Genomic DNA, 22,207 nt, shown 5'->3' on the forward strand with positions numbered 1-22,207 from the left:
CTGATTATATCGAACGCGAGGGAGAATGTCGTATGGCAAGTCTTTACTGAAGCACATCTAAAGTATGGGAATATTGAAAAAATAGTCAACTTTTTCATTCTTATACCGATAACAAAAACGGGAGGGGATGGAATGAAACACATGTCAGTCAGACGGAAGATACAAGCTTTGATCGCAACAGCCGTCGTTGCGATGCTTTTGATTGCGGGAGCAGGACTTTATTTCTTAAATCAGATGTCGAATGCTTCCCGAGCGATGTATCAGAAAAACTTAATACCGATCCAGGAAGTGGCGCAAATCCGGATCGATACACGCGCGCTCGATTCGTTTTTAGTCGAGATGATGTTAACGAAGGACGATACGCGGGTCACGGAACTGCAAGCTGAGATCGATACGCGTCAGGCGCAGATTCGTTCGTCGGTCACGAAGGTCGAAAAAACAGGGCAATTCGATGCTAAAGAGAAGAAACAGCTTGAAGAATTAAAGGATAACGTCCTAGCCTATGATAATTCGATGACAATCGTCCAGGATGCGGCGACGCGCAACGAAACCGAAGAAGCCTATACGGCATACACGCAAGGTCTGGAACAAGTTCGGGATAACGTCGCGGATTCTGCGAAGTCGTTGATGGCTTCGATGACAAAACAAGCGAAGACGTTAGACGCTCAGAATCAAGCAGAAAAACAAACGGCCTTTTACTTAATGCTCGGCATCTTTTTACTCGCGGTCCTCTTGTTTGCAGGACTTGCAATGTACATTACACGTCTCATCACGCGTCCGATTCGTCAATTGCAGGGGTGGATGGATCAATCAGGGAACGGGGACTTGACCGTCCGTGGAACATACGACTCAAAAGACGAGCTTGGACAGTTGACGACGTCCTTCAACGAGATGATTGCGTCACAGCAACAAGTCGTGCTTGAACTAACGGGTACGGCTGACCGCGTCGCTGTCGCATCGGATGAGTTAAGCGTCAACGCGGAATCGACGACGAAAGCAACGGAAATGGTCGCCGTGACGATGGAAGAGATGGCAAGCGGTGCTAGTCAACAATTGCATCAAGTATCGGATGCCTCACGGACGATCGAAGAGTTGACGACGTCGGTCCGTTACGTCGCCGGTAATGCCCAACAAATGACGGAACGCACAGCGGATGCGATGGAAAAAGTCGCACTCGGTGGTCAAGTCGTCGGAACACTCGGTACCCAAATGGGACGGATTCAAGAAGATGTTTCTCGACTGAGCCACGTCATTGACGGTCTTGGTAACCGATCGCAGGAAATCGGACAAATCACGGATTCGATCAAAGGTGTCGCGGCACAGACGAACTTGCTCGCGTTAAACGCAGCAATCGAAGCAGCGCGTGCTGGCGAACAAGGACGCGGATTCGCCGTCGTCGCAGCGGAAGTCAAGACGCTCGCGGAGCAGTCGGCGGTCTCGGCAAAACAGATCGAGTCGTTGATTCGTGTCATTCAACAAGAGACGGAAGCATCGGTCGCCTCGATGGAGAAGGTTTCGACCGAGATGACGAGTGGAATTGCCGTCGCTGATCAAGCCGGTGCCTCATTCTTAGAAATCGAGACAGCGATCACCGACGTGACAGGGCACGTCGAAGAAGTGTCCGGTGCCGTACAGGAAATGGCGGCAGCGAGTGAGCAGATTGCCTCCGTCATGCGAACGATTCAAGCAGTGACGGAAGGGACTGCTGCCGGAACACAAAACATCTCCGCTTCGACGGAGGAGCAGATGGCATCGATGGAAGAAATCTCATCCGCGTCGCAGTCACTCGCGACGATGGCGGATGATTTAAAACAAGTCACAGGCAGATTCACCGTGTAAGATATTGAACGACGACCATGAGGTAATTCATCATGGTCGTTTTTTTATTTGTGGTAATGAATGGAAAACAAGCAGGGGAGTAAGCGTGTGGCGTCGTATGTACAGGTTAAGTAAGAGTGATACAAAGCAGCAGATAGATGTTATGAAAGTGATTGAAGAAATTGTTTGACAGCACGACGGGACGTCAGATGGATGACTTGTTTATCGGACGTCGCTGTAAGCGTTGAAAGAATACTCGGTCGCTTATCGATCGGGAAACGCCAAATCCATTTCAGAAAATCGAACGATAGTTTCTCGGGACAGCCTGCCGCCATATCCGGTCGACCGGTCTTGCGATAGCGCCATGTCCTTTTCAATGCCCGGTACAGACAGAGTGTCCGTGGTAGGTCAAGGAAGATGATTGTATCGGCGGCATCAATTCGTAAATCAAGCGTTCCACTGTAATTACCGTCGATGATCCACGTGTCGCGCGACGTGAGCATGTGTTGAATCTGGCGTTGTTCCTCACGCGAAACTGTCTCCCAGTTCGGACGCCATAATAAACTGTCGAGGTGATCAACAGGATAGCTGAGTTTTTTGCCCATCTCGCGGGCAAGCGTCGATTTACCGGATCCACCAGAACCAATCAAAATGATCTTTCGCATCGTAGACCTCCTATTTTTTGTCATAGAAATTGATCATACCACGGTTTTCTAGTCGAGGATAGAACGAAAGGAGTGAATGAGATGGTACCAAATTTCATAATCGAAGGGATGACGATCGTTTTTACACTACTCGTAATCGGTTGCGGCGTGATATTCCTGCCGCAGCGTTGGAAGTGGTATGGCTTGATTTTGCTTGGTTTGGTTGCAATCGGGTGTAGTTCATTTTGGTACATCCGACCGACGCTCGTCAATCAACAGATTGCTGAGGATGAGAAATTGCTTAAGATAGAATTAGCACGGCAATTCCCGGATGAAGTCTACACTACAAAAACACAAAAATTTTCGTATGAGTCTTCGGCGAATCCGGCTTCAATTGAAGTCGAATTTGCAAATGAACCTAACGTAACTTATTTTCTAGATATGGATGGGAACCGGATTAGGCTGTCAAGTTTCACCTTTAAAAACGGAGGATTTCCACAGGATTTACAGCATGAATTCAAATGAAGAGGCTGACTCAAAAAAAGAATGACGCGTCTTTTTACGCCCTTTCCTCAGGCGAGACACAAGCCAGTTTTCCTGCTTCATTTAAGCAGGAAATCGGGTCTTGTTCGTCTCTGACAGCGCATAAATGCGCTTGTTCCTGTAGGAGTGGCGTGTGACGTGTCATTCTTTTTGTTACTAAATAAGGGAGGCAGATCATTATTCTGCCACCCTTATCTTTGTAGAGACTGACTTTTGAGTCAGCCCCTTTTGATTAAGTCGATTTCAAATTTTTCGTAGCAGACATCGTCTTGACGGCGAAGAAGGCAATCAGACCAAATCCGACCTTGTTGATCAAGTCAGCGAAGTTATAGATCAATTCGCGGACGAGTTGTATCTCGATGCCGGGTGCAAACAAGGTGACCGCGTAACCGACCGGATAGATCGCCCATCCGATCAAGATGAACAAGCGCATCTGCAGCAAGGCTTTACGAATCGGGGCAGGCTTATCTTCAGCGGCTTTCGTGACGTTCGTGAACAAGAGATAAATGATATAAAACCATGCGATACAACCGACGACGTATGCCCAAAGACCGAGTTGCGTGAAGCCACCCGCTAGATTGATGGACGACTCTCCGATGTAACCACCGATGATCATGATGATGTCCGCGATGACGAGTTTCGTCAGAAGGGAACGCCCTTTCCCACCTTTTAAACCGAGTAACAGCGGAAACTTGATCAGCAAGAGAGGCGTCGTCACGAGCCAATCGATGTAGCGGATTTCAGTCGGAAAACCATCGATCTCCGACAACAAACCCGATTCCCCGACAGCTTGCTTCATGAAATAGTAATGAATCGCAGCGACGAACGTGACGAGAGCAGCGACTGTTGCGGTTGAGCGGTATTCCGGGGCAAGGGAATTTCGTTCGACGAGAAAATAGAGCGTACCGGCGGCCATTCCGACGAATCCGACCCAGAACATGTACTGGGTCGCAAGGACGAGAAGGTTAACGTCTTCCATGTTGTTTCGACTCCTTTTCGTAAGTGGACACGACCTTTCATACTTTTATTTTACTGACGATACAAACTTCAGACACCACGTCGAAACGCTCTTGATGTGCAGTCTGTCAACGGTTTGACAACATTTTGACACACTTGAGGAGGAGTGACGTATGTCGATTAAACGAACGGATCATATCAGCCTGAACGTCTTGAATCTAGAAGAAGCGATTTACTTTTTTTCACTTTGTGGTCTCGAAGTACGCGGACGTTGGGAGGTGAAAGGAGAGTTACTCGATCGTTTATTGAATCTAGAGGGAGCGGAGACGGAGTGTGCTGCACTCGGATTACCAAGTGAACCGATATGGCTCGAACTCGTTCGGTTCAAACACCCGCGTGACACGGCTTCCGTAATCCAATCCGTCCATGCGAGTGGATTGCGTCATCTCTGTTTTGAAGTAACAGAACTCGCCGCGCTCGTCGAACGTTTAGCGGACAATGGATATCAGTCGATTGGCGACGTCGCGAATTACGAAAATGAGTATCGCTTATGTTACGTAAGAGGGCCAGAAGGCGTGATTATTGAGTTGGCAGAAAAAATCGGACCTGTCTAAGACTGGTCCGATGTATATATTTAAGAACAACAGGAAGTCGATGATTGTGGCAGAGAAACGTTGCACACACCCGTCTCTGGTAATGATAACTTGACCTGCTTCGCACGTGCCTCGTCTCCGACAAGAAAAGCGACGATTGATCGAACTTGTTCATAACCGGTCGCAAGCAGGAAGGTCGGAGCACGACCGTAACTCTTCGCACCGACCAGATAAAGTCCGTGATCTGGATGACGTAACTCCGCTTCCCCATGTGGACGGACAGTCCCGCAACTATGAAGGTTCGGATCAATCAGAGGAGCAAGTATTCGACTACTCTCGGTGACAGGGTCGATGTCAAGCCGTACTTCCTCGAGGAACGAAAAGTCGGGTCGACTTCCTGCATTGACGATCAACTGATTGATATGATGGAGAGACCGACCATCTTGAGCAGTGATGTCAAACGACTTTCCTTTCGATTCAATGGATTGGGTCTTGAAGCTGGAGTGAACCCTAATCTGATCTCGTTCAACGAGCTGACGGATACGCGAACCGAGTGCCCCGCGACCTTCCAGTGCATCCTTGTCTTCTCCTCCGTAAGCTTGAACGGGGTCAGATTTGCGAAGGATCCAATGAATCTCCGTTTCAGGGTGTTGCTCTTTAATGGAAACGAGTTCAAGGAGCGAGTTCAAAGCCGAGTGCCCGCTACCGATGACAGCGACGGATTGATTAGCGAAAACAACAGTATCACGTTTCGCATCTACGATCGAATACCGGACAGATAAGTTCTGCTCAATTTCGACTCGATGTCCGGAACTGATTGCAGGGTTTGGTCGCCCGAGGACGCCAGACGCATCGATGACCGCGCGAGCGAGAATATGTTTACGTCCGTTCGGCGTGTCTATGACTAATTCGAACGGTGTTACATCACGTGAGGCATTCGTCATCTTGTCTAGACCTGCCCGTGAGATCGAGAGAATCTTATGTTGGAAATGTAGAGAGGGAGCAATTTCCGGTAATGCAGCAAGTGGGGCAAGGTATTGTTTGATCAATTCAGTTCCGGTCGGCACAGTATCGTTTGCTGGTGCAATCCAGTCCGTCAGCTCGAGCAAGTGACGTGCTGCGTCACTAATATTGTATTGCCACGTCGAAAACATCCGAACGTGTTCCCATTGTTTGATATGGTGGGCAACCGAAGGACCTTTCTCAAATAGTAAAAACGATTGACCTTCCACTACAAGTTGAGCTGCAGCTGAAAGACCGATCGGACCGGCACCGATGATGACGATGGGGTGGGAAGAAGCGTATGACATGAATAAAACCTCCTTTTTATTTGTAAGTTGCAAGTATTAGAGACATGGTTTACAGCAGACGTCACTCTCGCCCATCTTCGTGTTCAGCAAGTCGATTGCCTGGAGGACATGTGCTTTTTCGAAGGAAGTCATTGATGAGAAGATGGAATCAAGATACGTGTTCATCTCTTCGTCAATGGCTTGAGCAACACGTAATCCTTTCTCGGACAGGCGAAGTAGGTGAATTCGCCGATCGTTGATCGCGGGACGCTTTACGAGTAGGTCCCGCTTAATCAATGTTTGTACTTGTCTGCTGAACGTAGTGATATCAAGAGCGAGTTGGTCAGCAATTTCTTGCATTGCCGAGTCAGGATGTTTGGCAACCTGATACAGCAGATGACTTTGAACGAGAGATATCTCTTCATCTAGGACGGCACAACAATTCTTATTCAATAATCCGAAGCGCCGGGTGAACGTTTGAAATAATTCACGAGTTTCATTCATGTATAGCTCTCCTTTCTCTATTTTGCTTATGAATCAGTTATACGATATAAACTTGCAAATTGCAAATAATAAATATATGATTTTCTCATATTCAATTTTAAATAAGGAAAGGGGGAATTGGATGCTTGTTCGTTCGATGGAAGAGGAAGATCGTAGCACTGTGTTAGCCATCTATCGTCAAGGAGTAGAAGAAGGGAACGCGACGTTCGAAACGATGATTCATGAGCAAGAGTGGTGGACAACGCTGACGCAATCTGAACGATTCGTTCTAGAGCAAGGTGGAAAAGTGATTGGCTGGGCTAAACTGGGACGTGTTTCTGAACGTCATGTCTACCGTGGCGTTCGAGAAGTCAGTATATATCTGGAGCGTTCCGCTCGAGGACTCGGCGGTGGACGATTCTTAATGGAGGCGTTGATCACCTATGCGGACGCCAACGGGATATGGACGCTTCAATCACACATGTTCCCAGAAAACATCGCAAGCAGACGGCTGCATGAGCGACTTGCGTTCGAGCTAGTCGGTCGACGACGTGCCATCGCACAGCATCATGGTGTCTGGCGAGACACGTTGTTATTTGAGCGACGAAATGACCTCAGGTAATGAAGTGATGTTTACACGCTTGATTGTTCATTTCAAATCTTCTAGCATGACCTGCCTTCGCTGAAGCGAGGGTTTTTAGTTTATCCGTCGATGGAAGAAGGAAAGTACTAAAGACGTATGATGTTACTTAAAATGACGGAGGAGGATGGATGGATGTTGCACGCCTTATTTTTAAACTGCACCTTAAAAGCATCACGTGAACCATCGAATACGGAGGCGCTGATCCGTGACGTGATTGCATATTGGAAACAAGAGGACGTCACTTCAGAAATTGTCCGGATCGTCGATCACCAAGTGGCGTTCGGCGTCACGGAAGACGAAGGCAACGCGGATGAATGGCCCGTGATTTTCGAAAAGGTGAAGCGGGCGGACATCGTTGTCATCGGAACACCGCTCTGGTTGGGTGAAAAAAGTAGTGTTGCGACGCAAGTCATTGAACGATTGTACGGAGGGAGCGGGCTGACGAACGATCTTGGACAAGCAATCTACTACAACAAGGTCGGTGGCGTCATCGTCACGGGGAATGAAGATGGAGCTAAACATGCGTCTGCTTCCATCTTGTACGGTCTGTCGCATATCGGCTTTACGATTCCGCCGAACGTCGATGCTTACTGGGTCGGTGAAGCGGGACCAGGACCATCGTACATCGAAGCAGGACGGAACAACGATTTTACGAAGCGGCACGCACAGTTTTTAGCTGCCAACCTATACCATTTTGCGAAGATGTTAAAGGAACACCCGATTCCAGCAGAAGGGAATGTGATGGAATGAAAAAACAACGTTTAACAGGATATGGTGTCGCAACGTTGTTCGCGATGAGTTTAATGCTTGCGGGTTGCGGAAACGACGAAACGTCGACGGACAAGGTCGAAGAAGGATCAACGAATTCGAACACGACCGACGATACGATGCAAGACAAAGATACGGTAACGAAAAATGCCGACACGGATTATGGCTTCAACAGTCTGTCGATTGAAGCGGACGTTGAAGGGGATAACGATGCCATTGATATTAGTTATGATCGGGATAATGACGGAACGGAAGCGGAATATCGCTATAAAGGGGAGCAAAAGCAAGGAGACGACGCGATGACGGAACTCGACGCGAAGTTCAAGAACTTAAAGATTGATGCGGATACATCTGAAAAAGAGGTCATCAGTGAGGTTGAACGTGTGTTTGCGATCCAGGATGCTTCTCGCTTAGAGGTTGAAATCGAATTCTCAGACGGAACCGAAAAAGAATATAAAAAATAAACAACAGGTCTGCGCCCATAAGGGGTGTAGACCTGTTGTCTTAGTGTAGCTTCACATGAGCGAGGACACCGTAATGATCGCTCGGTACAAGGTGATGCTGCAGTCGATGATTTCCGATCAGCTGGACGTGCTGTAAGGTCACCTGTGAAAGTGAACGCTGACAGAGTAACCAATCATATCGAACGGGGCTTGTAATGCCGTCATTCTTCCTTACGTACGGATTCGTCACGGAATCAAGCGTCGCGGCGGCAATTTGTCCTGTACGAGCGGCAAAACTACCGGCGAGATCGACCCATTCCTTAAGCGCAGCTTGATGCAGAACAGAGTTTGGACCATCATTAAAGTCACCGCCTAAGAACTCGATCGTCGTGTCATCCGTCTGTGAGGCAATCCATTCGTTGACGAATCGAAGTTGATCGAGTCGGATGTCTGAAGCACGCCAATTGAAATGAATGTTCGTCACGGCAAAACGAACACCGTCAATCGAAAACGGGATCCGAATCGCACAGTGGTGGTTGATGTTTGCTGTCGCAGCGGCACTCGAATCCGTTCGTTCAAACGGCAATTTCGTCAGAATGGCAAGTCCTTCATCTGGTGAATCCATGTAAGGATCCATCATCCAATACGGATAACCGGTCGCCTCTGCGAGGTGCTCAGCGATCGAGACGAATGGTTCATCCGGATGAAACGTCGACATGACTTCTTGCAGAAGGAGAATGTCCGGTTGGTGTTGCTTGATCTCCGCGCATAACGCCTCGAACCGTTTTTGTCGTTTGTGCGGGTGATGCCAGATGTTATATGTCGCAATCGACAATGAAAGACTCATAGCTGTAAGCCCATCAACACCGTATCGTAAAAGCAACCATCCGATAATAACCGGTCATGACGCAGTCGTCCTTCTTCTTGAAATCCATGTCGCTGATAGAGGCGAATGGCGCCGAGGTTCGTCTCGACGACTTCGAGCTGAATTTTTTGCAGGGATTGCGCTTTTGCCCAAGCAATCATTCGTTCCAGCAGTTGGGTACCGATTCCTTGCCCCCAGTCGGATTGAAGTACACCGAGTCCAAATGATGCCTTGTGCGCGAAACGTTTTAAATGAAAACCACGACACCGGGCGTAGGCGATGAGTCGTCCCTCGCGCTCGACGACGAGGATACGATCCGGAACCGAGGAATCGCGTAACTGATCTGCGAAATCCGTCGCCGTCATCACGTCCTCACCAGGCATTCGGTCGAAGTATTCCGTTTCCGCATCGAGTGTTTGGCGGAGTTCAGCGAGGGCTTCAGCGTCACTGAGTCGAGCCGGTCGAATCTGGTACCGTTGTGTATCGAACGAGTGGTGCATCGTCTGCATATGTAATCCTCCGTTCTAGATGGAATATGCTATCATTATGGCAGGAATGGTATCATTTGTAAATTTAAGGAGAGAAGAAATGAAAATTCAAACTGGAATGAAGGAAGATAGGACATTCATCCGCGAGCAATTGATTGCCTACAATCGGCAACATGTTCCTAAAGCCTTATATGAACAATCGGAAGAACTTTGTTTTACAGCATATAACGAGAAGGGCGAATGCATCGGAGGAATTACCGCGTCTTACGGTTGGCAACACATTCATGTCCAGTTCCTTTGGGTGAGCGATACAGCACGACAGGCAGGTGTCGGAACCCGCCTGCTGCAAGCAATCGAAGGATATGCGAAGGAAGCAAGGTGTACGAAAATTCTTTTGGACACGTTTGATTTTCAAGCACCAGACTTTTACCGCAAACATGGTTATGAAGAGTATGGACGACTGACCGATCATCCATCGATTGGACAAACTCAATACTTCTTCGTCAAGCGACTTTAACGCCGGACGTGCACGATCCAAGCCGACATGTACGTAAGTGTTCCGATCGATAAGACAAGAGCAATCGCATAAAACGGAAACGCTGGATACAGTTGGAGTAACGGTTGCTCAAACAAAAAGGCAATCATTAGAACGGGAAGGCTGATCATAAAAGCAACGTACGCTGCTCGAGTCGCTTTACCGGTGATCAGTGCCTCACGTTCGTCGGAGTCGGAAAATTCTGCTGTCGCAAACGAACGCGAACGGTCTTCTCGTAAGAAATAGCTGACGATCGAGAGGACTATCGCAATCACTAGCACTGGAAGGACACCCATTACATCTAATTTCAGCGACAATCCCGTACCGGATACAGGATCATCTTGAAATAACTGCAGATTAGCATGAATGGCACTAATGAGATAAGCAGCTAAAAAGTAGAGACAACAATTAAGTAAAGATTGAGTGACGACACGTTTCATCAGGATTCCTCCTCTAATTGAAATAGTTCCTCGATCGGGCAATCAAAGACGCGGGCAATCTGCATCGCGAGTAAGAGCGACGGTGTATAGCTTCCTTTTTCAAGTGAGATGACGGTTTGTCGTGTCACACCGATTCGTTCAGCGAACTGCTCTTGTGTCCACTTGTGCTGTTGACGATAGAGGCGGACATGGTTCGTCAGTTTCATCTGACGACCTCCTTTCCAGTTGTTTACATTGTAAAGTCGGGTTTACATTTTGTAAAGTAGACTTTACGTCATGTATGTAAAAAATGGAGCTGACTCAAAAGTCAACTCCTCAGACTGAAGACAAAGCGTAAATTTTTTTAACGAAAAGGATTGCGCTTTTTTGTTCATCTCGAATCGTTTTCCTGGGACTAGCATCGCTTCGCTTCGCTGCAGGGTCGCTCTTGCTTGTTTTCCCTAGAAAGTGATATGGAGTGAACAAAACGCTTCTCTGATCCTTCTTCTGGATATAAAAAAATGACACATTACACGCCACTCCTATAGGAAAAAGCGCGATTTTGCGCTGTCAGAGACAAACAAGACCAGTTTTCCTGCTCGAACGGAGCGGGAAAACTGGCTTGTGTCTCGCCTGAGGAAAGGGCGTGAAAAGACGCGTCATTTTTTAGGATCAGTCATCTGAAGCCCACGTGAGCATTAAAATGCGTAAGGTGTCATAATGATAGCCATGAGACAAGCGAACGTCGTCAATCCCTGATGATGACGTAAAGATAAGAAGAGCGTGACCAGGCCGGTGATCGTCATACCGGATAAAATCCATCCTAGCCAAAACTCCGTGCTATTCGAAGCAATCGGGATGCTCATTAAGTAAGCTGTTGCGTGTGGAAAGAAGCCGATGGCATCTAACAGGATACCGCCAAAGACACCCATCAGCAGCAAGCCGATCGACAGGCGAAATAGTGCTTGACGTTTAATCATATGCATGCTCCTATTCTGTTTGGTTGACGCAAGAAATCCTACTGTTGCGCCTATTAAATATGATTCTACAAAAAGCGATGATTTCCTTTCTGTTATCTATCTCTGAACTTTATCAAAAATCCTCGCTTCTGCACATCAATCGGAATATTCAGATAATTATCGGGTATTCTTTTGAAAACGCCATCGCCGATTCAGTGGAGAGGAGAAGAGAAGATGATGCCTGAACTGATACCGGATGACCGGGAGCTCGAACGAAGGATTCGGATTGTCCATCTGTTGCGAAAACTGGGTAAGACGGACGAAGCGATTGCCCGATCCTTGTATGTTTCGATCGAATGGGTTCAATCGATTTATGAAGAAGACGACTGGCAGCAAATGCAATCATCCTAAGGCAAGGACGTCTCGTCCTTGTTTTTTCGCGTGTTCCGGTATACTAAAACAAGCATCTCAAATAGAGAGGATGAAGTGAAATGAACGTTGCCATCATTGGAGCAGGAATCAGTGGTTTGTATCTCGCGACGCGTATGCAGGAGCTTGGACACGCCGTGACGATCTATGAAGCACGTGACCGAATCGGAGGGAGAATTGAGACGGTCGATTTCGAACTAGCAGGACAAGCATATGCGTTTGATCTTGGACCGACTTGGTTTTGGCCGGACAGTGAACCATTGATGGTCGATTTGATTCATCGATTCGATTTACCGACACTAGAGCAATATGCGGCGGGAGCGCTTCGACTCGAACGGGCTGACGGCATCGAGTCACATGTAGTTGCGAATCAACCGACGGCGCTTCGCCTTCGTGACGGAATTCGCTCCGTTGCTACGGCACTTGCTGCACGACTCACACCGGGAACGATTCGACTCAAGTCTCCGATCAGCCAGATTGATGTCACGAACCGGATTGTCGTCAGTTCAGGAAGGAAAAGTCAATCGTTCGATGAGATCGTTCTCGCACTACCACCACGTCTAGCGGCAAGACTATCGTATGTGCCAGCTTTACCTGAAGCAGTCCTGGATGAACTCGCAGCATTACCGACCTGGATGGCGCAGCAAGCGAAATGTCTGATTTTTTACGAGAAACCGTTTTGGCGTGATTCAGGCTGGTCCGGTCAGGCAATCAGCTGGACTGGGATGGTGCAAGAGATTCATGACGCTTCCCCACAAGACGGACCGGGAGCGTTGTTCGGTTTTTTCCGGACGCCGGCACGTGAACGACAGTTATTGACCGAGGCGGAAATCAAGGAAACGTTACTCGCGCAGCTGGTTCGTCTGTTCGGTGAACAAGCGCGTCAGTCGATTGGTTGGGCGTATAAAGACTGGTCGACGGATAGTTGGACAGCAACACGAGCTGATGCAGCACCGCTCGTGGATTTCCCGGCATATCATGCCGTTAATCTCGGAGTGGAACATGCAGCGATTTCACTGATTGGAACAGAGACCGATCCGAGTCATGGTGGACACTTAGAAGGCGCCTTACGATCCGTTGAACGCTATTTAGAAAAGAGAGGAAGAGAAAAATGATCGAGACGCTACATTATGATGTGTTCACGACGACGCCAGGAAGCGGTAATCCAGCTGGGGTCGTCTTAGACGCCGATCAATTGACTGAGTCGGAAATGCAACGAATCGCTCGTACGAACGGCTTTACCGAGACGACGTTCGTCTTGTCATCCGAGCAAGCGGACTACCGCATGCGCTACTTTGCACCGGAACGGGAAATGGATTTATGCGGCCATGGTACGATCGCTGCATTAACGGCACTCGATTCAAAAATCCGTTTATCTACGATATGTCAGATCGAGACAAAGTCAGGCATCTTGCCTGTGATGCGTTTAGCAATCGGAATGTTTCGCTTGCAACAAGGACAACCACAATTACATCAGTTTGACGGTGACATAAAGCACGTTCTAGCCGCAATCGGTCTCGAATTGAAACATCTCGATGACCGATGGCCAATCGTATACGGCAGTACTGGGAACTGGACACTGCTCCTCCCGATTCGTCGACTTGAGGACTTTCACCGGATGGTGCCGGATAACCAACGCTTTGCCACCGTGTTGACCGACTTCCCACAAGCCTCGATTCATCCGATTTGTTTCGATACATATGACCGACAAGCGACGATGCACGGACGTCACTTCTCAGCAACGGGAGCAGGAAGCATCGAAGATCCGGTTACGGGAACGGCGAGTGGTGTGATGGGCGTCTATTACCGGAAATTCATCCAGCCACTTGCAACGGAAACAGCGATCATCGTCGAACAAGGACACGAGGTGGGTCGACCCGGTCAGGTCGGAATCCGTATTTCTGGCGAAGGTCTTGATCACAGCAAATGGAAAGTCGAGATGGACGGGCAAGCCGTCTTTGTCGGCGTCAAGAGAGCGGGAGAGGAAGAGGCAGATGTTAAAACACTTCATTTGGGATTTTGATGGCACCTTGTTTGATACATATCCGGTGTTAGTCGATGTGTTCGTGGAATTACTCGAGCGTGAGGGGCGAACGGTTGAACGCGAGCAAGTAGCAGAGCTGATGGCGATCTCGGCAAAAACGACGTATGAGGCGTTTGGTGTGTCCGAAGCGTTCATTCTGAACTACAAGCAACAAAAGATGATCATCGAACAAGAACAGTCTGAACCGTTTCTCGGAATCCGTGAACTGCTAGAGGTGTTATCGACGAGAGGTGCGACGCATCATATCGTCACCCATCGTGGAACATCGATTCATGCGTTGCTTGCAAAACATGGGATGACGCATCATTTTCAAGACGTGTTGACAGCACCGGATGGATTCGCCCGAAAACCGGATCCGGAAGCTGTCACGTACTTGATCGATCGGCACCAGATGGCACGAGACGAGACGATCATGATTGGAGACCGGGAACTCGACGTCTTAGCCGGACATCGTGCCGGTATCAAGACGTGTTTGATAAGCGAACATACGAGTCAGACCGTTGCGACGTATACCATAACGTCGCCCGGTCGATTAAAGGAATTGTTACTGACATAACGACAGCCCCGCTTCCAGTGATGGAAACGGGGCTGTTTTTTAAGAAGACAACCGATCTGCTTCGGTTGCTTCAGCGAGTGGTGCACGCCAGAAATACGTCAGTAAAATGCCGACTGCGAGCATGACTGTCGCAAAATAGAACGGATAGTTCAAATTGACGTCAAAGAGTAGTCCACCAACGATCGGTCCGAGAATGTTGCCGATGCTCGTAAACATCGAGTTCATTCCGCCGACGAATCCCTGTTCATTTCCGGCAATCTTCGAAAGATAGGTCGTGACAGCGGGGCGCATCAAGTCGAAACCGACGAAGACGACCATCGTCACGAGAATGATCGAGAGATAGTTCGTCACGAACGTCATCAAGACGACGAGCAGTGTCGAACCGATCAAGCTGTACCGAATCAAGCGAATCTCACCGAACCAGCGCGTCAAACGATCGAACAGTCCAACTTGGACGATGACGCCGACGATCGCACCGAGAGAAATCGCAAGCGCAATGTCCTTCGCCGTGAAGCCGAACTTCCGATCGACGAACAAGGCGAACAACGACTCGAATGAGGCAAGACCGAACGATGAGATCAACAGGACAAGAAAAGCGATGAAATAGAGCGGACTGAAGACTTTCCGGAAACCCGTCTGTTGTTTGACCGTCGTTGTCTCGTAGTGACGTTCCGGTTCCTTAAGCGTAAAGACGGATAACACCATCGCTGTCAAACCGAACGCAGCAGCAAAGAAGAACGGTGTCCGCGAGCCAAGGTCAGCGAGGAACCCACCAATCCCCGGTCCGATGATGAAACCGGTCGAGATGGCAGCAGACATATATCCGAGCGCTTTCGGACGAGTTTCGTTCGTCGTGATATCAGCGATGAATGCCGTGACGGCTGGCATGATGAATGCCGCACTGACACCACCGAGAATCCGTGACGCGAACAGGACTTCGACGCTTTGACCGAGACCGAATAAGAGCTCGGACATGCTGAAGATGAATAAACCGATGATGATCATCGGTTTACGTCCGTACTTGTCAACGGCACGTCCCGCGAGTGGTGAAAGAATTAGTTGCGCAAAGGCGAAGGCGGAAACCATGTAACCGACTGTCGCCCCGGAGATGTTCAACTCGTTCATGATCGTCGGTGTGACGGGAATGACGAGTCCGATGCCTAAAAAGGCGATGAATAAGTTGAGCAGGAGTGTACTTAAAATCAATGTATTGTTTTGCATAGTTCACCTCAATAGAATTAAATCGTTTTTGACATACCGCGCCAGACGATCGGCCAGACAGCTTGCTGTCGAGCGTGAAACGCGTCGACACCGTGGTAGACGAGTTCCGTCAGCGTACCTTCCGCAACCGTCAGATAGGCGAGAGCGGCACTTTTGTAATCCGTCGAATAGAGAATCTGTTCCGTTCGGTCTCGTTCGCGAAGTAATCGCGTCAATAGATCGTGCAGCGAATCGAAAAACGGATTGAAGCGGTCCGTCATTTCTTGTTCGAGCTTTTCCGGTGGAAAATAGGCAGCCCGAAGAATGAATCGCATCAGGATATCATCTTGCTGTTCCGAAATGAACCAATCGAAGAAGCCGTGCAGCGATTGCTCGAGCGGCTGCTGCCGCGTACTCGTGAAATACGTCGCAAAGCGGCGCTTTTGTTCTTGCAAGGCGTACGTCGTCGCTTGCAGGAACAGGTCGTCCTTCCCTTTATAGTGCGCATAGATCGATGGCTTTTTTATGCCAACCTCTGTCGCGATCTCTTGCAACGATGCCCCTTCATAGCCGTGTGCGGCAAAATGATGGATGCTCGTCTGTAACAATTGTTGGGCTTTCAGATGAATCACCTTCCTAACGGTCGTTAGGTAACACTGTAACAGCAAATTTCAAATGTAGTCAATCAGATTGTCTTACCGCACAAAAAAACTGACTCCGCGAAGGCGGAATCAGTTAAGGAAGAATCATTATTTATTCATGACACGACCGCGTGTTGCGACGCGTGAGCCGACGATTCCTGCGAATGACGTAAAGATAAGAGTCAGAAGCAGTCCGACGAACGCCCAGATTGAAACTTTTGACGCCGTTTGTGTCGCTTGTTCTGTTTGCTCGCGAACATCTTGGACCGTTTTCTTGAGGTCAGCGGATGTTTCATCAAGCGTTTGTTTAGCAGTCTCAATTTGTTGCGTCGTTTCTTTTGTTGCCGTGTTGAGACCATCGACGATGTTTTGCGTCGCTTCTTCCGCTTCAGCACCTGTCAAATCGGTGTTTTTCGCAACAGCATCAGCGATTTTATCTTCATCGACTGATTTCTCGATTTTTTCAGCTCGTGCTGTCAACGAATCACCGAGATCCTGGACGATCGTATCGAAGTTTTCTGGTTTCGTGATCGCTTCCTTACCAGCAGCCGTGACGTCTTCTTGAACAGCGTCAAGTTCGTTCTGCAAGTAACCTGGTTGCAATTCTTTGATGTCCGTATCTTTTAAGATTTCGTCGACGTTCCCTTCAAGTTCTTTCGTATCAACTTGTGACACGTTTTTCGTAATCGAATCGAATCCTTTCGTCGCAGCTTCTTGCGCCGTCGAAGCAACGGATCCGATGCCGTTACCAGCCGCACCACCGACCGTACCGAGTAGTGAGCCGACCGATTGTAACGTATTGACCGTCGTGAACGTCAAGAGAGCGAACAGTAAGATGACGCTCGTCGACCATGTCAAGAAACCGTGGACGAGACCGGCACGTGCCGACGTCAAACCGGAGACGAATCCGGCAACGAACAGCGAGATGAGCAATGAAAGGATTGCCCAGATGATCAAACCAGTACCGACACCATCGAACGGGTTATTCGATGTGACGTCCGTGACGCCGAGTCCGATCGCTGAACCGATTAAACTAAATAAGATCAATAAAGATAGAAATGATACCACACCTGCAAAAATCGAGCTCCATGAGATGTTACGACCTGCTCCGTCCGCTTCCGCTCGGAAATGCGACGAAAAGCCTCTGTTTGTCTTTTCCATAATAAGCACTACCTCTCCCCAAATTGGTCTTTCAATTTCGAGATGTTCATGAATGTAAAAGCTTCATCTCAAGTTTCTTACGCGCATAGCTCTTATATAACCGGTAACTAAATAAGAGAAACCTAGTATTACAGGTACATGATTAATGGTCGTCTGAACTTCAACGAAGTGATATTGGTTGCGTTTGAAGAAAAAGCATCGTACACTCTTATCAAGTGTCACGTTATACTGTACAGTTTAAAATCAAAAGGAGGTGATCCCCCGCTTTTAGGGGGATACAAGTTGGACATCGTCTTAACACTGAATTTGTTGTTGCTCGTCGTATTGATTGGTTTGACCGCGTTTTTCGTCGGTTCGGAATTTGCTGTCGTTAAAGTCCGGATGTCACGTCTCGACCAGATGGTGCAAGAAGGAAAAAAGGGAGCAGTACTTGCGAAGAAGGTCGCAGGAGATCTCGATTATTACTTGTCGGCCTGTCAGCTCGGTATCACGATCACTGCACTTGGTCTGGGTGCACTCGGGAAACCGACCGTCGAGAAATTGTTGACACCGGTCTTTGATGAACTTGGTGTCGCCGTTGCGCTGTCAACGATTCTCTCATACAGTATCGCTTTCATCTTCGTGACGTTTCTCCACGTCGTCATCGGAGAACTTGCACCGAAGACGCTCGCGATCCAGTATGCGGAACGGATGACGTTACTGCTAGCTCCTTCACTCTATGTATTCGGAAAAGTCATGTATCCGTTCATCTGGATCATGAACGGTTCGGCCCGTGTCCTCTTGCGGATGTTCGGTGTGAAACCTGCCGGTCACGAACAAGCCCATTCCGAAGAAGAGTTGAAGATCATCATGGCACAAAGTTTTCAAAGTGGTGAGATCAATCAATCGGAACTCGCCTTGATGCAAAACGTCTTTGCGTTTGATGAGCGTGTCACGCGCGACATCATGGTGCCACGGATGAACATGATGGTCATTTCGGACGAGATGAGTTGGGAAAATCTATTACAGACGATGTCTGACAATCCGTATACACGTTACCCGGTCAGTGAAGGAACGGATAAGGACCGGATTAGTGGTTATATCAACGTCAAGGAAGTGCTCGCCCATCACGCGGTACAAGACGAACGAGAACTTGCATCGTTCCTTAAACCGTTGCCGGTCGTCTCGGAATTGACACCACTGCAAGAAACACTCTTGAAGATGAAACAGACACGGTCACACATCGCTCTCGTCATCGACGAGTATGGTGGGACATCCGGTTTGATCACGATGGAGGATATTTTGGAGGAAATCGTCGGTGATATCCGTGATGAATTCGATGAAGCGGAGCAAGCCGAGATCGAACAGTTACCGGACGGCTCGTACCGCTTAGCGGGTACTGTCCTATTAGTTGAAATTGAAGAACGATTTGGTCTTCGGTTCACTGAAGCAGAGGCGGTCGACACGATCGGTGGATATATCCAATCACGGACGGCTGTTTTTGAAGAGGGAACGATCGTCACAGATGAGGCGTTTACGCTTGAAATCTTGCGTTCTGCCCAATATCAGATTCAGGATGTCAAGTTGACCTTGCCGTCAAGCTAACAGAAAGACCCGTTTTGCTTAGTAGTTCAATCTACTGAGCTGGCGGGTCTTCTTTTATCAAACGAGGTCTTAGCGCGTTCATCAAAGAGAAGTATGATAATATTCCGGACCGACGAGCTCGCGAATCGATAAGATTTGGCGATAAAGCGAGAGTATATCTACTAGATGCTCAGGAAAGTGGTCTCTTTAATCAACAAACGTTCAAGGTTATACATAATTATTGTGATTTTCCATTCAATTGTTAGAAGTTCGAGACGATATAAGGAATGAAGTTCACAAATAAATGAGGGAGAGAAGCATATGAAATGGTTCGCGAAATCAGCATCACCGTCCTTTGATGCGCGCATCGAAGGCGAACGCGCTCATGTCGTGTTGAATGTTCCGACATCCTTACATGAACAATTACGTTTAATCGGTCTAGAAGCAGTCGATTTACAAATTGTCCGGGTCATCCGCGAAGATGTATCCCGTTGGATGCCGAGCATGGTCGACGCGTTCTACGAGGAGCTGGTTCGTGTTCCGTCACTCCGGCATTTGATTGAACAGCATTCGACGCTCGAACGATTGAAAGGCACTCTCGCTCGGCACATCCTGCAAATGTTCGATGGTCAGGTGACGATGGACTATATCGAAGCCCGGCGCCGGATCGCCGAGCGACATGTTCAAATCGGGCTGCATAATAAATGGTATATCGCCGCCTTCCAAAAAGTCTGGAACGTCCTCAGTGAACAGATTGACGGCAGTGATTGGCCGGAAGCAGAACGTGTCCGGATCATGCGGGCAGCGGGGAAACTCTTCAACCTCGAGCAACAGATCGTCATGACGATGTATGAGGATCAAATCGATGAGGAACGCCAAGCGATCGCGACAGCCAAACGGCACGTCGGAGATGGCGTTCAAAAATCAACGGAAGAACTTGCTGCGATGAGTGAAGAGTCGTCAGCGAACTTCCAAGAGATTGAACGGCACGCCAAACACGTCTCGACGACGACAGACGCAATTTCAATCCAGTTGACGGAAGCGGTCAGTGAAGCAGAAGCAGGTGTCGTCCTCGTCGAAGAGGAGACACGTCGCTTTGAACATGTCGTTGCAGATTTATCACGGACGACCGAACAAGTCGCTGAACTGTCTCGTCTGTCACAGGAAATCGAGCGAATCGCCGGGATGGTGACGACGATTTCTGATCAGACGAACCTGCTCAGTTTGAACGCCTCGATCGAAGCGGCACGTGCTGGGGAGATGGGGCGCGGGTTTACCGTCGTTGCGCAAGAAATTCGGAAACTCGCTGAAGAGAGTAAACAGTCGGCAGCAGAGACGTCGCGGATCGCCCAAGAAATCACGCAAAAGATGCTCGTCGTCTCAGAGCGGATGGGAACGACGGAGACGGCGGTTGTCCGAACGACGACGGAGATGCAACAAGTCGTCCGTGCCTTTTCACGGATTTCGGAACAGACGGATGCGGTCTCGCGGCAAATTCATGAACTATCGACCGATACGAAGGATGTCGCTGGAACGATCGAAGGCATGCGTAAGATCGCAGAAGCGATTGCTGAGACGGCGGATGACTTACAAGAAGTCGCAGCAACCTTATAAGTGATCCCTCCTTTCTACGGGAAAGGAGGATTTTTTTGTCGTTTTATGGAAAAATGAAAGTGGAGGTGTGAATGGTTTATGGTTCAGAGTCTACTACTGATTGTTTTATGTTTTTTAGCATTGATTGGACATTATTTGATGACAGGGGAACTCGCTCCACGTGAGTTGTACGGATTACTCGGTTTAACGGGCGTCGCTTTCGTGATCGGTGGAGTCGAATGGTGGCAAATCCGGCGCGATTTACGTTATCGGGGAGTAGAAGAGGGGATATCCGTTCGCTTGGCAGATCGGGCGAGCCGAAAGACGAATACGGTCTTTCTCGCGCATGAACGATGGCTGACGTTCTCACGTCGATACGCCACGTGGTGGCAGGCAATCCTTGCGCGCTTCGAAAAGTTCGAATCATTTTTTCTCGACGTGACGTTCGAAGGAGACGGGGAACAATTACAAATTAAAGAGACGAGAACGGAGTGGCTCCGCAATACGACACATTTCGTGATTCGCAAAGACGGACGCGATGTCGGAACGATTCGTAACGATGCGGCACTGCGTCAGCAACTGCAGCTGCAAGAAGTCTTACTCGTCTCGTATGCCGGTCAGGAGTATCAGATTCGGTCCTCGACGCTTACGCGAAAAATCGGCGTCTATCAAAACGGGGATTGTATCGCGACGGGGTCACGACACGGGGCGCGACTCGTCTTTAACTGTGACACGAACGAACGTCTCTTAGCCGTTGCTAGTATGATCGTCTTTCGACTTGTTTATTCGAAGTGATTTTATTTCACTGACCGTATTATTGATTTAAAAATTTAAAGCACAAGAAGTAATAAGATAGGTCGTTCCCCTAATGATTATATGAATACATACAAAAAAGGCGCGCTGGATCTCTACAGAAGAGAATCAGCGCGCCTTTTCGTTAACCGGTCTTTCGGATCGATTCGAACAACCGTCCCTTATAGACGTCGGCAATCGTATTGAGGAACGTCTCGCTCAACTTTTTCGGGAAGAACGGTTTTGCATATACATAATGATATGCCTTCTTCAAATCATCCCATTGTGTACACGGTTCCGTTTGACGGAACCGAGCGACGTCGATGATCCGTGTTCCGTTAGCGGTCAAAAGGATATTGCGTAAATGGATGTCTGATGGGTTCAAACCGACGGATCGTGCTTGTGCTAAAGCCGTATCGACTGTCGTTAAGACGGATTCCGGGATGAACGTCCCGCTGACGAGACATTCGAATAACGTTTGACCTTCAATGTATTCAAGCACGATATAATCGGCACCGTATTCGTAGACTTGCGCATACGTCGGAAAATCAGTCAATTGTGCGTAGATGCTCCCTTCGAGATCAGCGAGCGTTCGAAACGACGGGTAAAATTTCTTGATGACGCGATCCGTACCGCGGATGCGAAAGACGAACGCACTTCGTCCTGTCCCGATTAAGTCAAGTTCACTCGGAAGATGCTCGATCGTACAAACGAAGCCTGTTTCTTTCAATTGGATCAATTGCGCTAACTCAGCGTCAGTTTTCAATGGTGTCACTTCCTT

General features: G+C 48.6%; 27 protein-coding genes. 14 read left to right on the forward strand and 13 right to left on the reverse strand.

What is annotated here, in order from left to right; translation table 11 throughout:
* The first annotated feature begins 132 nt into the window (after positions 1–132).
* Positions 133–1,839 carry a methyl-accepting chemotaxis protein gene (locus KNQ11_RS04545; RefSeq protein ID WP_214723142.1) on the forward strand — a complete coding sequence of 569 codons (1,707 nt, stop codon included), beginning with the start codon at positions 133–135 and terminating at the stop codon, positions 1,837–1,839.
* 140 nt (positions 1,840–1,979) lie between these two features.
* On the opposite strand, the gene KNQ11_RS04550 is transcribed toward KNQ11_RS04545, so the two are convergent.
* Positions 1,980–2,483 (reverse strand): DNA topology modulation protein, encoded by a 504-nt coding sequence (locus KNQ11_RS04550; RefSeq protein ID WP_214769996.1) that lies wholly within the window; start codon positions 2,481–2,483, stop codon positions 1,980–1,982.
* 81 nt (positions 2,484–2,564) lie between these two features.
* On the opposite strand from KNQ11_RS04550, the gene KNQ11_RS04555 reads away from it, so the two are divergent.
* Positions 2,565–2,987: a hypothetical protein gene (locus KNQ11_RS04555; RefSeq protein ID WP_214769999.1), complete on the forward strand. Its 423-nt coding sequence runs from the start codon at positions 2,565–2,567 to the stop codon at positions 2,985–2,987.
* A gap of 250 nt (positions 2,988–3,237) precedes the next feature.
* Here KNQ11_RS04555 and KNQ11_RS04560 read toward each other — a convergent pair whose 3' ends face one another.
* The gene (locus tag KNQ11_RS04560) at positions 3,238–3,984 is read right to left on the reverse strand and encodes a bacteriorhodopsin (RefSeq protein WP_214770013.1); all 747 of its coding nucleotides are present in this window, start codon (positions 3,982–3,984) and stop codon (positions 3,238–3,240) included.
* Between the two features lie 151 nt (positions 3,985–4,135).
* Here KNQ11_RS04560 and KNQ11_RS04565 point away from each other — a divergent pair, with 151 nt between their 5' ends.
* A complete protein-coding gene (locus tag KNQ11_RS04565; protein ID WP_214770016.1) occupies positions 4,136–4,576 on the forward strand; it encodes a VOC family protein in 441 nt (146 codons plus the stop codon).
* 20 nt (positions 4,577–4,596) lie between these two features.
* Here the strand turns inward: KNQ11_RS04565 and KNQ11_RS04570 are convergent, their stop codons facing one another.
* Entirely contained in the window at positions 4,597–5,865 is a 1,269-nt protein-coding gene (locus tag KNQ11_RS04570) for an NAD(P)-binding domain-containing protein (RefSeq protein WP_214770019.1), read from the reverse strand.
* A 36-nt stretch (positions 5,866–5,901) separates the two neighbouring features.
* The gene (locus tag KNQ11_RS04575) at positions 5,902–6,348 is read right to left on the reverse strand and encodes a MarR family winged helix-turn-helix transcriptional regulator (RefSeq protein WP_023468262.1); all 447 of its coding nucleotides are present in this window, start codon (positions 6,346–6,348) and stop codon (positions 5,902–5,904) included.
* Between the two features lie 121 nt (positions 6,349–6,469).
* Here KNQ11_RS04575 and KNQ11_RS04580 point away from each other — a divergent pair, with 121 nt between their 5' ends.
* The 3 genes from KNQ11_RS04580 to KNQ11_RS04590 all read left to right on the forward strand — a co-directional run bounded on the left by KNQ11_RS04580 (position 6,470) and on the right by KNQ11_RS04590 (position 8,202).
* Positions 6,470–6,949, forward strand: a complete 480-nt coding sequence (locus KNQ11_RS04580) for a GNAT family N-acetyltransferase (protein WP_214770023.1) — start codon at positions 6,470–6,472, stop codon at positions 6,947–6,949.
* 117 nt (positions 6,950–7,066) lie between these two features.
* Positions 7,067–7,720, forward strand: a complete 654-nt coding sequence (locus tag KNQ11_RS04585; protein ID WP_280114016.1) for a flavodoxin family protein — start codon at positions 7,067–7,069, stop codon at positions 7,718–7,720.
* Complete coding sequence (locus KNQ11_RS04590) at positions 7,717–8,202, forward strand: YusW family protein (RefSeq protein WP_244290134.1); 486 nt, start codon at positions 7,717–7,719, stop codon at positions 8,200–8,202. The genes KNQ11_RS04585 and KNQ11_RS04590 overlap by 4 nt, the downstream gene beginning before the upstream one ends.
* A 40-nt stretch (positions 8,203–8,242) precedes the next feature.
* Here the strand turns inward: KNQ11_RS04590 and KNQ11_RS04595 are convergent, their stop codons facing one another.
* Entirely contained in the window at positions 8,243–9,028 is a 786-nt protein-coding gene (locus KNQ11_RS04595; protein WP_149427339.1) for an endonuclease/exonuclease/phosphatase family protein, read from the reverse strand.
* Complete coding sequence (locus KNQ11_RS04600) at positions 9,025–9,555, reverse strand: GNAT family N-acetyltransferase (protein WP_214770027.1); 531 nt, start codon at positions 9,553–9,555, stop codon at positions 9,025–9,027. Before KNQ11_RS04600 ends, KNQ11_RS04595 begins: the two co-directional genes overlap by 4 nt.
* A gap of 79 nt (positions 9,556–9,634) precedes the next feature.
* Between KNQ11_RS04600 and KNQ11_RS04605 the strand changes: the two genes are divergently transcribed.
* Positions 9,635–10,051, forward strand: a complete 417-nt coding sequence (locus KNQ11_RS04605) for a GNAT family N-acetyltransferase (protein ID WP_214770030.1) — start codon at positions 9,635–9,637, stop codon at positions 10,049–10,051.
* Here KNQ11_RS04605 and KNQ11_RS04610 read toward each other — a convergent pair.
* From KNQ11_RS04610 to KNQ11_RS04620, 3 genes are all read right to left on the reverse strand, one after another.
* Positions 10,048–10,509, reverse strand: a complete 462-nt coding sequence (locus KNQ11_RS04610) for a DUF2178 domain-containing protein (RefSeq protein ID WP_149427342.1) — start codon at positions 10,507–10,509, stop codon at positions 10,048–10,050. The two genes, KNQ11_RS04605 and KNQ11_RS04610, sit on opposite strands and share 4 nt — an antisense overlap.
* Entirely contained in the window at positions 10,509–10,715 is a 207-nt protein-coding gene (locus tag KNQ11_RS04615; RefSeq protein WP_023468270.1) for a helix-turn-helix transcriptional regulator, read from the reverse strand. The genes KNQ11_RS04610 and KNQ11_RS04615 overlap by 1 nt, the downstream gene beginning before the upstream one ends.
* Before the next feature lie 471 nt (positions 10,716–11,186).
* On the reverse strand, positions 11,187–11,468 hold the full coding sequence (locus KNQ11_RS04620) for a hypothetical protein (protein ID WP_214770032.1): 282 nt from the start codon (positions 11,466–11,468) through the stop codon (positions 11,187–11,189).
* A gap of 213 nt (positions 11,469–11,681) precedes the next feature.
* On the opposite strand from KNQ11_RS04620, the gene KNQ11_RS04625 reads away from it, so the two are divergent.
* The 4 genes from KNQ11_RS04625 (at position 11,682) to KNQ11_RS04640 (ending at position 14,476) form a co-directional block, all read left to right on the forward strand.
* Positions 11,682–11,858 (forward strand): hypothetical protein, encoded by a 177-nt coding sequence (locus KNQ11_RS04625; protein WP_169738094.1) that lies wholly within the window; start codon positions 11,682–11,684, stop codon positions 11,856–11,858.
* Between the two features lie 80 nt (positions 11,859–11,938).
* The gene (locus KNQ11_RS04630) at positions 11,939–12,991 is read left to right on the forward strand and encodes a flavin monoamine oxidase family protein (protein ID WP_214770035.1); all 1,053 of its coding nucleotides are present in this window, start codon (positions 11,939–11,941) and stop codon (positions 12,989–12,991) included.
* Positions 12,988–13,899, forward strand: coding sequence for a PhzF family phenazine biosynthesis protein (locus KNQ11_RS04635; RefSeq protein ID WP_214770038.1), 912 nt, complete (start codon positions 12,988–12,990; stop codon positions 13,897–13,899). The genes KNQ11_RS04630 and KNQ11_RS04635 overlap by 4 nt, the downstream gene beginning before the upstream one ends.
* Entirely contained in the window at positions 13,871–14,476 is a 606-nt protein-coding gene (locus KNQ11_RS04640; protein WP_214770040.1) for an HAD-IA family hydrolase, read from the forward strand. Before KNQ11_RS04635 ends, KNQ11_RS04640 begins: the two co-directional genes overlap by 29 nt.
* A gap of 39 nt (positions 14,477–14,515) precedes the next feature.
* On the opposite strand, the gene KNQ11_RS04645 is transcribed toward KNQ11_RS04640, so the two are convergent.
* The 3 genes from KNQ11_RS04645 to KNQ11_RS04655 form a co-directional block, all read right to left on the reverse strand.
* A complete protein-coding gene (locus KNQ11_RS04645) occupies positions 14,516–15,697 on the reverse strand; it encodes an MFS transporter (RefSeq protein WP_214770043.1) in 1,182 nt (393 codons plus the stop codon).
* 17 nt (positions 15,698–15,714) lie between these two features.
* Positions 15,715–16,308 (reverse strand): TetR/AcrR family transcriptional regulator, encoded by a 594-nt coding sequence (locus KNQ11_RS04650; RefSeq protein WP_353049809.1) that lies wholly within the window; start codon positions 16,306–16,308, stop codon positions 15,715–15,717.
* A gap of 117 nt (positions 16,309–16,425) precedes the next feature.
* Entirely contained in the window at positions 16,426–17,478 is a 1,053-nt protein-coding gene (locus tag KNQ11_RS04655) for a hypothetical protein (protein WP_251133618.1), read from the reverse strand.
* Positions 17,479–17,760: 282 nt separating this feature from the next.
* Between KNQ11_RS04655 and KNQ11_RS04660 the strand changes: the two genes are divergently transcribed.
* From KNQ11_RS04660 to KNQ11_RS04670, 3 genes are all read left to right on the forward strand, one after another.
* On the forward strand, positions 17,761–19,062 hold the full coding sequence (locus KNQ11_RS04660) for a hemolysin family protein (protein ID WP_214770046.1): 1,302 nt from the start codon (positions 17,761–17,763) through the stop codon (positions 19,060–19,062).
* 300 nt (positions 19,063–19,362) lie between these two features.
* Positions 19,363–20,655, forward strand: a complete 1,293-nt coding sequence (locus KNQ11_RS04665; protein WP_064300965.1) for a globin-coupled sensor protein — start codon at positions 19,363–19,365, stop codon at positions 20,653–20,655.
* A 78-nt stretch (positions 20,656–20,733) separates the two neighbouring features.
* The gene (locus tag KNQ11_RS04670) at positions 20,734–21,429 is read left to right on the forward strand and encodes a hypothetical protein (RefSeq protein WP_214770049.1); all 696 of its coding nucleotides are present in this window, start codon (positions 20,734–20,736) and stop codon (positions 21,427–21,429) included.
* A 142-nt stretch (positions 21,430–21,571) separates the two neighbouring features.
* Here KNQ11_RS04670 and KNQ11_RS04675 read toward each other — a convergent pair whose 3' ends face one another.
* Positions 21,572–22,201, reverse strand: a complete 630-nt coding sequence (locus tag KNQ11_RS04675) for a Lipopolysaccharide core heptose (II) kinase (protein ID WP_023468282.1) — start codon at positions 22,199–22,201, stop codon at positions 21,572–21,574.
* Positions 22,202–22,207: the final 6 nt, after the last annotated feature.

The organism is Exiguobacterium sp. s39, from assembly GCF_018618925.1.
Lineage (GTDB): Bacteria > Bacillota > Bacilli > Exiguobacteriales > Exiguobacteriaceae > Exiguobacterium_A > Exiguobacterium_A abrahamii.